The following is an 11,358-nucleotide window of genomic DNA, read 5'->3' as shown; positions in this document are numbered from 1 at the left end:
GGCGCGGAAACGTGCGTGAAACAAACCCTTGACACGAGGTGTCTCCGGAACGAGAGTAATGGGCATTCCGTCTGACTACGTAGTCAGGCCGAAGGTCCGCCCAGTCTGACTACGTAGGCAGGATCGAGGAGCCCTTATGTCGGAGGCCAGGCGCCGCGCCCCTACCAGCACCGACGTCGCGCGGCGCGCCGGCGTCTCGCAGAAGACCGTCTCGCGTGTCATGAACGCCGAGCCGTACGTCAGCGCCGACGTTCGGGAGCGGGTTCTCGCGGTGGCTCGCGAGCTCGGGTATCGCCCCAACACCGCGGCCCGCGCGCTCCTTCTGGGCCGCTTCCAGCGCATCGGGATGGTCTCGCTCGGCAGTTCGCTGTACGGGCCCTCGGCGCTGCTGGTCGCGCTGGAGCGGCGGGCCCGGGAGACGAGCTATGCGTTCAGCGTGGTCCACACGTTCGAGGGCAGACCGGACAGCATCACGAGCGCGGTGGAGTCCCTGCTGGACCAGGGTGTGGACGGCATCGTGCTGTCCGAGCCGGTAGACGATGGGCAGGAACTGCGCATCGACCCGGACATCCCCGTGCTCAGCTTCGGCAGGTTCCCCGGTCTCGACGGGCCCCGGTTGGTGGTCACCGGGGCATCCGGCTTCGATGCCGGCCGGCTCGCCACCGAGCACCTGCTCGGCCTGGGGCATGCGACCGTCTGGCATGTCGCGGGGCCTGGTCAGTGGCTGGCGTCGCGCGACCGGGCCCGCGGCTGGCGGCACGCGCTCGAGTCCGCGGGGATCGCCGCGCCACCGCCGATTGAAGGGGACTGGTCGCCCGCCTCGGGTTACGAGGCCGGCCGGCGACTGGCCGCAGATCCGGAGGTCACCGCGGTGTTCGTGGCCAACGACGAGATGGCGATCGGCCTGCTGCGGGCCATGGCTGAGGCGGGCCGCGCCGTCCCCGAAGAGGTGAGCGTCGTCGGGATGGACGACATCCCGGCCGCGGCGTACCTATCGCCACCGCTGACCACCATCCGCCAGGACTTCGAGGCGATCGCCTCGCACGCGCTCGACCTGCTCGTCCACCAGATCGAGAACGCCCCGGGCTCGGCGACCGTCGACGACCTACCGGCGCAGCTCGTGCTACGCCGGTCGACGACCCCCCCAAGGAGTAAGAGATGACTTTGCCGAGGAAGAGACGGCTCGCCGTGGGAGCCGCCGCGGCCCTGTTCCTCGCCGGATGCGCCGGCGGCACGACCGGCGGCACGACCGGCGGCACCGGCGGCGGCGAGGGCAAGCCCGCCGCCATCAGCCAGGCCGACATCGACAAGGCGATGAAGACGCCGACCGAGCTCACGTTCTGGACCTGGCTGCCCGACATCGACAAGGAAGTAGCGCTTTTCCAGAAGAAATATCCCGCCATCAGCGTCAAGGTGGTCAACGCAGGTAACAGCCAGGCGGAGTACACGAAACTGCGGACGGCGCTCAAGGCCGGCAGCGGCGCCCCGGACGTGGTGCAGATCGAGTACCAGCACATTCCCGGCTTCGCCATTACCGACAGTCTGCTGGACCTGCGGCCGTACGGCGCGGAGGCGCTCAGGGACCGGTTCGTCGACTGGGCGTGGGGCCAGGTGAGCGGCAGGAACGGCGAAGTCTGGGCGATCCCCCAGGACACCGGGCCGATGGGGATGCTCTACCGCAAGGACATCTTCGACAAGCACGGCATCCAGCCGCCGAAGACCTGGGACGAGTTCGCCGCCGCGGCCCGCAAGCTGCACGCCGCCGACCCCGGCGTGTACCTGACCAACTTCCCCACCAACCACAACTCCATCTGGACGGGCCTGATGTGGCAGGCCGGCGTCAAGCCGTTCCAGATGAAGGGCGCCGACCAAGTCTCCGTCGACGTCGCCGGTGAGACGTCGAAGAAGCTCGCCTCCTACTGGAGCGGCCTGGTCAAGGAGGGCGTCGTGTCCACCGACGCCGACTTCAGCGACCAGTGGTTCCAGGCCCTCAACAAGGGCAGGTACGCGACCTGGCTGACCGCCGCCTGGGGCCCGCTCTTCCTGTCCACCAGTGCCAAGGAGACCCGCGGAAAGTGGCGTGTCGCGCCGTTGCCGCAGTGGACGGCCGGTGAGCAGAAATCCGGCAACTGGGGCGGCTCGACCAGCGCCGTCGTCAAGATGACCAAGAACCCGATCGCCGCGGCCAAGTTCGCCGAATTCCTCAACACCGACCCCGAGTCGGCCAGGATGCTGACGACCCTGCAGTTCCTGTACCCGCCGACCAAGGCGCTGCTGAGCGACCCGGGCTTTGTCGAGCAGGAATCGGACTTCTACGGCGGGCAGCAGGTGAACAAGGTGTTCGCCGACATCAGCGGCACGGTCCCCACCGACTTCACCTGGCTGCCGTTCATGGACCAGATCAACAACGACTGGAACGAGACGGTGGGCAAGTCGCTCGCCGACAAGACCGACCCGGCCGCCGGGTTGGACAAGTGGCAGCAGACCATCACCACCTACGCCGAGAAGCAGGGCTTCAAGGTCGCGCGATGAGCGTCATGACAGTGCCGCCGTCCCGGCGGGCGAGCGCCCGCCGGGACAGGGCGGGTTACCTCTTCGTCGCGCCGTTCCTCATCATGTTCGTCGCCATGCTCGTGGCGCCGCTGGCGTACGCCGGATATCTGAGCCTGTTCCGGGAGCAGCTGATCGGCGGTGTCAGGTTCGCCGGTCTCGACAACTACATCCAGGCGCTGAGCGACGAGCGGCTGCTCGACGGCGTGCTGCGCGTGAGCCGGTTCTTCCTCGTCCAGGTGCCGATCATGCTGGGGCTGGCGTTGTTGTTCGCCCTCGCCCTGGACAGCGGCGCGATGTGGCTGTCGCGGGTGATCCGGCTGGGGATCTTCGTCCCGTACGCGGTGCCCGGCGTGATCGCCGCGCTGATGTGGAGTTACCTGTACGGCCCGCAGTTTGGGCCGATCACCCAGCTCGCCGAGGCGCTGGGCCTGCCCGCGCCGGACCTGCTCAGCAGCGACTTGATGCTGGGCTCGGTGGCCAACATCGTGACCTGGGAGTTCACCGGCTACAACATGATCATCTTGTATGCCGCGCTGCGCGCCATCCCCACCGAGCTGTACGAGGCCGCGGCCGTGGACGGTGCCGGCGCCTGGCGGATCGCCTGGAGCGTGAAGATCCCCGCCCTGCGCCCCGCCCTTCTGATGGCACTGATCTTCTCGGTGATCGGAAGCTTCCAACTGTTCAACGAGCCGGCGTTGCTGCAGCGCCTGGCCCCCAACGTCATCGACAGCGCCTACACCCCCAACCTGTACACCTACTCCCTGGCCTTCGTCAGCCAGGACGTCAACTACGCGGCGGCCGTCTCCTTCCTGCTCGGGCTCGTCATCGTCGTGGTGTCGTACACCGTCCAGCTCGCCGTCGCCCGGAGGAGAAGATGACCGTCACCGCAACGGCGCCGCCCCGGGCCACGGCCGGCGCCGCCCACTCCGCCGCAGCGGGCCGGCGTCGTAGCCCGGTGCTCACGTTGGGGATGCTCGCCGTCCTGATCTACTTCCTGCTGCCGCTGTTCTGGCTGGTGGTGGCGGCCACGAAGACCACCGGCGCGCTGTTCTCCAGCTTCGGGCTCTGGTTCGGCGACGACTTCGCGCTGCCGGCCAACGTCCGGAACGTCTTCACCGCTGACGGCGGAGTGTACGTCCAGTGGCTGCTCAACACGGGGATGTACGCGCTGGTGAGCGCGGGCGGCGCGGCGCTGCTGGCCGCACTGGGCGGCTACGGGTTCGCCAAGTTCGCCTTCCGCGGCAACAGGCTGCTGTTCGGAACCGTCCTCGGCGCGATCATGGTGCCCAGCACCGCGCTGGTCATTCCCACGTACCTGATCTTCTCGAACGTCGGGCTGGTGAACACGCCCTGGGCGATCATCCTGCCCTCGCTGGTGAACCCGTTCGGGCTCTACCTCATGCGCGTGTACGTCGAGGAGGCGGTGCCCGACAGCCTCCTGGAAGCGGCCCGCATCGACGGGGCCGGCGAGTTCCGGATCTTCCGTCAGGTGGTGCTGCGCCTGCTCGCGCCGGGCTTCGTCACTGTGCTGCTCTTCACGCTCGTCGCCACCTGGAACAACTACTTCCTGCCGCTGATCATGCTCAACGACCCCTCCCTCTACCCCGTCACCGTCGGCCTGGCCAACTGGGCCGGGCGGGCGTCGGTGGGCGGCGGCGGCACCGGCGACGTCATCCCCCTCGTGGTCACCGGCTCACTGTTGTCCATCATCCCGCTGGTCGCGGCGTTCCTGATGCTCCAGCGCTACTGGCAGAACGGCCTCACCGCCGGCGGGGTCAAGCAATGAACGAAACGAAGGGAACACACGTGTCGCGAGTGCTCCTCGGCGCCGCCTACTACCCCGAATATCACCCCAGTGAGCTGCTGAAGACCGACCTCGACCTGATGGCCGAGGCGCGCTTCTCCGTCATCCGGGTCGGCGAGTCCGTCTGGTCGACCTGGGAGCCCGAGAACGGGCGCTTCAACCTGGACTGGCTCCAGCCCACGCTCGAGGGCGCGCACGAGCGCGGCATCGGCGTCATCCTCGGCACCCCGACCTATGCCGTGCCGCCCTGGCTCGCCCGCCAGTACCCCGAGATCGCCGGCGAGCGGGGCTCGGGACGGCGCATCCCGTGGGGCGCCCGTCAGGAGATGGACTTCACCCACCCGGCCTACCGCTTCCACGCCGAGCGGATCATCCGGCGCATCGTGGAGCGGTACGCCGGGCACCCGGCGGTGATCGGCTTCCAGGTGGACAACGAGCCCGGCCCGGTGCTGCTGCACAACCACGGTGTCTTCCAGCGCTTCGTTGATCATCTGCGCGACCGCTACGGCGACGTGGAGACGCTCAACGAGGAGTGGGGCCTGGTCTACTGGTCGCATCGGCTGTCGACCTGGGCCGACCTGTGGACGCCTGACGGCAACGCGCAACCGCAGTACGAGCAGGCCTGGCGCCGCTTCCAGGTCGAGCAGGTCACCGAGTTCATCGCCTGGCAGGCGGACATCGTGCGCGAATATGCCAGGCCGGACCAGTTCGTGACCACCTGCATCTCCTACGACCGGCCGGCGGTGGCCGACGACGAGTTAACCCGGCATCTCGACGTCACCGCCGGCAACCCGTACTACGTCATGCAGGACGGTCTCGCTCTGCCCGCCGGGGAGAGCGGCCCCCAGCAGTGGGCCACCCACGACACCTGGGCGTTCTACCTCAGCGGCGACCGGATGTTCGCCTCACGTCAGGAGCCCTTCCTGGTCACGGAGACCAACGCGCAGGCCATCGGTCCGTCGTGGATGAACCAGCCCGCGTACGACGGTCAGTGGCGGCAGGCCGCCTGGGCGCTCGTCTCGCGAGGCGCGAACATGATCGAGTACTGGCAGTGGCGCACCCTGGTCTTCGGCACCGAGACCTACTGGGGCGGCGTCCTGCCGCACAGCGGCCGCCCGGGCCGCGTCTATCGGGAGATCGCCCGGATCGGCGCGGAGCTGGAGACGGCCGGCGAGCTGGTCGCGGGCCTGATCCCGGACGCCGACGTCGCGATGCTCTACTCCATACCGAGCAATTGGGCGCTGACCGCCCAGCCGGCTCTGGCGCTGCCGGACGGCGGCCCGGACCGGCGTTCCTACAAGGGCATCTTCGACCCGTTCTACCGTGGCGCGTTCGAGGCGGGCCTCCAGGTACGGGTGCTGCACGCGGCTCAGGCGGTGGCGGCCGAGCCGGGCGAGATGGCCGCACGGCACCCGGTCCTCGTCGCCGCCGGTCTGTACGCGGCCGACGACGCCACGCTGGACTGGCTGGCGGCCTACGCCTCGGCCGGCGGCCACCTGGTGCTCGGGCCGCGCACCGCGTACGCCGATCACGAGGCACGCGCGCGCCGCGAGGTCCAGCCGGCCCGGCTCGCCGAGCCCGCGGGCGTGTCGTACGACGAGTTCAGCAACCTGCCGGCCGACCTGCCCGTGCAGGCCGCGCCTGGCTCACCGCTGAGGCTGCCGTCCGACGCCGCGGGCACCCGATGGGCGGACGGAGCGCACGCGCAGGACGCCGAGGTGCTCGCCGGCTACCGGCACCCGCACTTCGGCCGGTGGGCGGCCGTGACCACCCGCCCGTACGGCGCGGGCCGCATCACCTACGTCGGCACCATCCCCAACCCCGGCATGGCGGCGGCGCTGTTCCGCTGGCTCGTCCCCGATGCCGGGTCGTGGGGCGGCATGCCGGCGGGCGTCACCTCAACCGGCGCCGTCACGGCGGACGGGCGGCGGCTGCGCTTCCTGCACAACTGGACCTGGCAGGAGGTCGCCGTCCCGGCACCGACCGCGGTGCGCGACGTGCTCGCCGGCGCCGACCATGCGGCCGGTGCGGAACTACGTCTCGGTCCATGGGATGTACGCGTCCTGCTGGAGATGCCATAGCCGTCGCTGTGCCGGTGCGGGAAGAAAGGCCGGCACCCCTCGCCCGCCGGCGTCATGCGCATGCCGCGCGACCACGACGAACAGAACATCGCTAAGAAGCGGACGGGCGAGGTCTGAGCGCATACCGATGGAGCGCACGTGTCAGACCTCTGAGCAGGCTCGATGGGAGCGCGGTCAGCGAAGCGCATCGAAGCTGTCACGAGCCTGCCGGGCTGTCAAATGCCCACCAGAAAGAAACTTTCGTTTAACAACGTCCATTGTGTTGCCGGAAACATGTCATTAGTCTCGCGGCAACATAGAAGCGCTTCGACGACTTCGAAGGTGAACCCCCCATGAAACCCGAGTTGAACCGCAGAAGCTTCATCGGTGCCGCCGCGATGGCTCCTCTCCTCGCCGCCTGCAGCAGCGCACCCCAGCAGAAGCAGAAGGTCGGCACGAACACCAAGACCGGGCTCAAGGCGGCGCTCCCGTCCTACGTGCCGAGCACCTCCGTCAAGGCGGACATCGCCTCCGTCACCGGCTCCGGCGGAGGGGTGACCGAACCCGCCTTCCTGTCCTACCCCTCCGGCGGGATCGCCACGGTCCAGGGAGTGCCGGGTAAGGGCGGCAGCTACACCGCCGTCACCCCGCTCTGGGGCACGGTGCCGTCCGCGAACAACTCCTTCTACCAGGCCATGAACAAGGCCCTGGGCGCCACCCTCACCATGAAGCCGGCCGACGGCAACAACTACGACACCATCGTCACGCCGATGGCGGCGGCCAAGAAGCTGCCCGACTGGATCCAGCTGCCGAACTGGTGGAACGCCAAGTTCGGCACCGACCGGCTGGTCGGCACCCAGCTCGCCGACCTGACCCCGTACCTGGCCGGCGACAAGGTCAAGAAGTATCCCAACCTCGCCGCCATCCCCACCGGCGCCTGGCAGGCCTGCGTGTGGGGCGACAAGCTGTATGGCATCCCCTCCTTCTCCACCAACTTCAGCGTCCCCGGCTACATCACCTACCGGCGGGACATCCTGGAGGCCAAGGGCATCACCCCCGACCAGGTGAAGTCCGTCGAGGACTACATGAACCTCGGCAAGGAACTGACCGACGCCAAGCGCGGCGTGTGGGCCTTCGACGACGTCTACACCTACATGGGCTTCGCCTGGGACATCCCGCTCAAGTGGAAGGTCGAGGGCGGCAAGCTGATCCACAAGTACGAGCTGCCGCAGCTGCTCGAGGCGCTCGACTGGCATTACAAGCTGGCCAAGTCGGGCTACCTCCACCCGGACGCGATCGCCGGACGGAACGCCGACAGCAACGCCCGCTTCTACGCGGGCAAGGTGCTGATCTCCGGCGGGGGCGCCGGCGGCTGGCACCTCGCCGACTACGAGTCGGGCGTCGCCGCCGACAAGAACTACCGGCGGGGCGCCTTCGACTACATCTCCCACGACGGCAAGAGCCCCGGACGCATGTACATGGGCGAGGCGGCCCGCATTATCAGCTACCTCAACATCAACCTGAAGCCGGAGCAGATCGAGGAGTGCCTGGCGATCGCCAACTACCTGGCGGCGCCGTACGGCTCGGCCGAGTACACGCTGATCAACTTCGGAGCGGAGGGCGTCCACCACACGATGAAGGACGGCGTGCCGACCGCGACCGAGGACGGCAAGAAGTTCGTCCAGGCCTCGACCTTTCCCTTCCTGGCCTCGCCACCCTTGGTCATCAGCAACCCCGGCGCCGACCAAGTCACCAAGGACTACGCGGCCTGGCAGGCCAAGAATGTTAACGCTCTCATCAAGCCGGTGTTCTGGAACATGAACATCAGCATGCCCCAGCAGATCTCCCTGCTGGAGACCTCGCAGGCCATCGACGACGCCATCAAGGACTGCTACCACGGCAAGAAGACGGTCGCCGAGGTCAAGGCCGTCATCGACTCCTGGAAGAAGAACGGCGTCGATCGGCTCAAGGGCTGGATGACCGAGAACGTGCTGAACAAGTACGGCACGGGCCAGTGAACGAGGGCCTGACCAGGCGGGACAGACTGCGGCGCGACCGATCCCTGCTGATCATGGTGGCGCCCGCAGTCGTCCTGCTGCTGATCTTCAGCTACGCGCCGATGGTCGGCGTCATCACCGCCTTCCAGTACTACGACCCGCTGATCGGGATCTGGGACAGCGACTGGGCCGGCCTCGACCAGTTCCAGCAGCTCTTCGCCGACTCGCGCTTCTGGCACGCGTTGAGTAACACGCTCTATCTGAGCTTCGTCCAGCTCATCCTGTTCTTCCCGATCCCGATCGTGCTGGCGATGCTGCTCAACTCGGTGCTCACCGAGCGGGTGCGCAACTTCATCCAGTCCGTCGTCTACCTGCCGCACTTCTTCTCCTGGGTGCTGGTCATCACGATCTTCCAGCAGATGCTGGGCGGCGCGGGCGCGTTCAACCAATGGTTGCGCTCGAACGATCTGGCCACCTGGGACGTGATGACCAATCCCGACACCTTCGCGCTCCTGGTCACCTTCCAGGGCGTGTGGAAGGAGGCGGGCTGGGGGATCATCGTCTTCCTGGCCGCGCTGGCCGCCATCAACCCCGGCTTGTACGAGGCGGCCGCGGCGGACGGCGCCGGGCCCTGGCGGCGGATGTGGCACATCACCCTGCCGGGCCTGCGCGGAGTGATCGTGCTGATGCTGGTGCTGCGGCTCGGCGGCGCGCTCACCGTCGGCTTCGAGCAGTTCCTCATCCAGCGCGATGCGGTCGGCCACGAGGCCGCGGAGGTGCTCGACACCTACGCCTTCTACTACGGCATCGCCACGACGAACTACAGCTTCGGCGCGGCGGCGGGCCTGTTCAAGAGCGTGATCTCGCTCCTGCTCATCTGGGGCGCCAACAAGCTGGCGCATTCCTTCGGCGAGGACGGGTTGTACCGGAAATGAGTCAAAGACCAAGCTGGCAGGAGCCGCCAACCCTGGCCGGCCAGTCAGCCAAGGGCGTCACCCTCGGTGGGGTGCTGCTGATCGTGCTGGTTCCGCTGTGGATCGTGGTGCTGACCAGCCTGTCCACCAAGGGCGCCATCAACCGGGCCGGCGGCCTGGTGATCTGGCCCGACGGAATCACCTTCGAGGCGTATGAGGAGATGCTGAAGGGCCCGACCGTGCGCACCGCGCTGCTGGTGAGCCTCGGCATCACCATCATTGGCACGGCGATCTCCATGGTCGTTTCCGTCCTGTGCGCCTACGGCCTGTCGCGATCGGGCTCGTTCGGGCACCGCTTCATCCTGGTGCTGCTGATCGTGACGATGTTCGTCAGCGGCGGCCTCATCCCGACGTTCCTGGTGGTGACCGGGCTGGGCGGCTACGGACAGTGGTGGGCGCTGATCCTCCCGGGCGCGGTCTCGGTCTTCAACATCCTGATCCTCCGCTCCTTCTACTCGAGCACCGCCGCCGAACTGATGGACGCGGCCCGGATCGACGGAGCGAGTGACTGGCGGATCCTCTGGTCCGTCATCCTGCCCACCTCGCGGGCGGTGACCGCGGTGATCACCCTCTTCTACGCCGTCGGCTACTGGAACTCCTTCTTCAACGTCATGCTCTACATGCCGACGGAGAGCGAGAAGTGGCCGCTGCAATATGTGCTGCTGACCTACGTCAACCGCGGCGTCGGCATGCCCGGCTCGGTCAACGCCGGTTTCGGCATGGCGCACTCGCAGACCGCGCCGCTGTCTTTGCAGATGGCCGTGGTGGTCCTCACCCTGGTGCCGCTCGTGATCGTCTACCCCTTCGTCCAGAAGCACTTCCGCACCGGCGTCCTGACCGGCGCCATCAAGGGCTGAGGCATGGCGACCGAGCGCAGCGAGGGCGCCCAATCAACACAGCGACTTGGTCGCCTGCCCGACGGAAGAGGGCAGGCGATCATAGCCGACGTGGCCAGAGCCGCGGGCGTCTCCCCGAGCACGGTCAGCTACACCCTCAGCGGCAAACGCCCCGTCTCCGCCGGGACCCGGCGGCGGGTCGAGCGTGCGGTGGCCGAGCTCGGATATCACCCCAACGCCGGGGCGCGGGCGCTGGCCGGCCGGCGCTCGCACATCCTCGCACTGGCCGTGCCGCTCCGCACCGACGTGTACGTACCGATCATGATGGAGATCGCCACCTCCGTCACCGTGGCGGCCCGCAAGCAGGGCTACGACGTGCTGCTGATCACCAACGACGAGGGCCCCGACGGTATCCGCCGTCTCGCGGCGAGCGGCCTGGCCGACGGCGTCATCCTCATGGACGTCGAGCTGGACGACAAGCGCATCCCGACGCTGGGAGACCTGCGGACCCAGGCGGCGCTCATCGGCCTGCCCGACGACCCCCGAGGACTGTCCTGCGTCGACCACGACTTCTCCGCCGCCGGCGCGCTGTGCGCGGATCATCTGGCCGACCTGGGCCACCGTGACATCGCCTTCATCGGTTACGGCTCCGGTATCTACCGGCGGCACGCGGGATACGCCGAGCGCACCCTCGCAGGGTTCCGCGCGCGTGCGAAGGAGCGCGGTCTGCGTTTCCTGCACCGTCCATGCGAGGGAACCTATGAGGCCACCGCAGGTACGCTCGGCCGCATCCTGTCCGACAGGCCTCACACGACCGGCTTCGTCGTGCAGAACGAGGGAGCCATCGGGCCGCTGCTCAGCCTTCTGCGCACCAGCGGGCGGACCGTTCCCGAGGACGCGTCGGTGATCGCCCTGTGCCCCGATCACCTGGCTGAGCAGCACGCACCGGCCCTCACAGCGGTGACCGGCCCGGCGAAGGAGCTCGGCCGTATCGCTGTCGAGCAGGTCATGTCCCGGATCTCCGCATCCACGCGCGGCGAGCAGCCCACCGACGAACTCGTGCTGCTCAGCCCCACCCTGACCGTCCGTCAGAGCACCGGACCGGTCCCGGAACACAGCCTCATCTAGGAGCAC

General features: G+C 68.1%; 9 protein-coding genes. All 9 read left to right on the top strand.

The genetic code is table 11. The features are described from left to right. Positions 1-136: 136 nt before the first annotated feature. On the top strand, positions 137-1,162 hold the full coding sequence (locus ACTWPT_RS44360; protein WP_443183559.1) for a LacI family DNA-binding transcriptional regulator: 1,026 nt from the start codon (positions 137-139) through the stop codon (positions 1,160-1,162). After that, the gene (locus ACTWPT_RS44355; RefSeq protein WP_443183558.1) at positions 1,159-2,532 is read left to right on the top strand and encodes an ABC transporter substrate-binding protein; all 1,374 of its coding nucleotides are present in this window, start codon (positions 1,159-1,161) and stop codon (positions 2,530-2,532) included. The genes ACTWPT_RS44360 and ACTWPT_RS44355 overlap by 4 nt, the downstream gene beginning before the upstream one ends. Continuing rightward, complete coding sequence (locus tag ACTWPT_RS44350) at positions 2,529-3,431, top strand: carbohydrate ABC transporter permease (RefSeq protein WP_443183557.1); 903 nt, start codon at positions 2,529-2,531, stop codon at positions 3,429-3,431. The genes ACTWPT_RS44355 and ACTWPT_RS44350 overlap by 4 nt, the downstream gene beginning before the upstream one ends. Next, the gene (locus ACTWPT_RS44345) at positions 3,428-4,339 is read left to right on the top strand and encodes a carbohydrate ABC transporter permease (RefSeq protein ID WP_443183556.1); all 912 of its coding nucleotides are present in this window, start codon (positions 3,428-3,430) and stop codon (positions 4,337-4,339) included. Before ACTWPT_RS44350 ends, ACTWPT_RS44345 begins: the two co-directional genes overlap by 4 nt. 20 nt (positions 4,340-4,359) lie before the next feature. After that, complete coding sequence (locus ACTWPT_RS44340; RefSeq protein ID WP_443183555.1) at positions 4,360-6,438, top strand: beta-galactosidase; 2,079 nt, start codon at positions 4,360-4,362, stop codon at positions 6,436-6,438. A gap of 332 nt (positions 6,439-6,770) precedes the next feature. Further along, complete coding sequence (locus ACTWPT_RS44335; protein ID WP_443183554.1) at positions 6,771-8,435, top strand: ABC transporter substrate-binding protein; 1,665 nt, start codon at positions 6,771-6,773, stop codon at positions 8,433-8,435. Next, entirely contained in the window at positions 8,432-9,349 is a 918-nt protein-coding gene (locus ACTWPT_RS44330; protein ID WP_443183553.1) for an ABC transporter permease, read from the top strand. The genes ACTWPT_RS44335 and ACTWPT_RS44330 overlap by 4 nt, the downstream gene beginning before the upstream one ends. After that, positions 9,346-10,245, top strand: a complete 900-nt coding sequence (locus ACTWPT_RS44325) for a carbohydrate ABC transporter permease (protein WP_443183552.1) — start codon at positions 9,346-9,348, stop codon at positions 10,243-10,245. The genes ACTWPT_RS44330 and ACTWPT_RS44325 overlap by 4 nt, the downstream gene beginning before the upstream one ends. A gap of 90 nt (positions 10,246-10,335) precedes the next feature. Continuing rightward, entirely contained in the window at positions 10,336-11,352 is a 1,017-nt protein-coding gene (locus ACTWPT_RS44320; RefSeq protein WP_443183551.1) for a LacI family DNA-binding transcriptional regulator, read from the top strand. Positions 11,353-11,358 lie beyond the last annotated feature (6 nt).

The organism is Nonomuraea sp. 3N208 (assembly GCF_052245935.1).
In the GTDB taxonomy this organism is placed as follows: domain Bacteria; phylum Actinomycetota; class Actinomycetes; order Streptosporangiales; family Streptosporangiaceae; genus Nonomuraea.
This window is presented reverse-complemented; position numbering and strand designations above follow the sequence as displayed.

What these genes read in the sequence shown, in the direction of transcription:
- ACTWPT_RS44360 (WP_443183559.1), top strand. Translation starts at nt 137, where the DNA reads ATGTCGGAGGCCAGGCGCCGCGCCCCTACCAGCACCGACGTCGCGCGG.
- ACTWPT_RS44355 (WP_443183558.1), top strand. Translation starts at nt 1,159, where the DNA reads ATGACTTTGCCGAGGAAGAGACGGCTCGCCGTGGGAGCCGCCGCGGCC.
- ACTWPT_RS44350 (WP_443183557.1), top strand. Translation starts at nt 2,529, where the DNA reads ATGAGCGTCATGACAGTGCCGCCGTCCCGGCGGGCGAGCGCCCGCCGG.
- ACTWPT_RS44345 (WP_443183556.1), top strand. Translation starts at nt 3,428, where the DNA reads ATGACCGTCACCGCAACGGCGCCGCCCCGGGCCACGGCCGGCGCCGCC.
- ACTWPT_RS44335 (WP_443183554.1), top strand. Translation starts at nt 6,771, where the DNA reads ATGAAACCCGAGTTGAACCGCAGAAGCTTCATCGGTGCCGCCGCGATG.
- ACTWPT_RS44325 (WP_443183552.1), top strand. Translation starts at nt 9,346, where the DNA reads ATGAGTCAAAGACCAAGCTGGCAGGAGCCGCCAACCCTGGCCGGCCAG.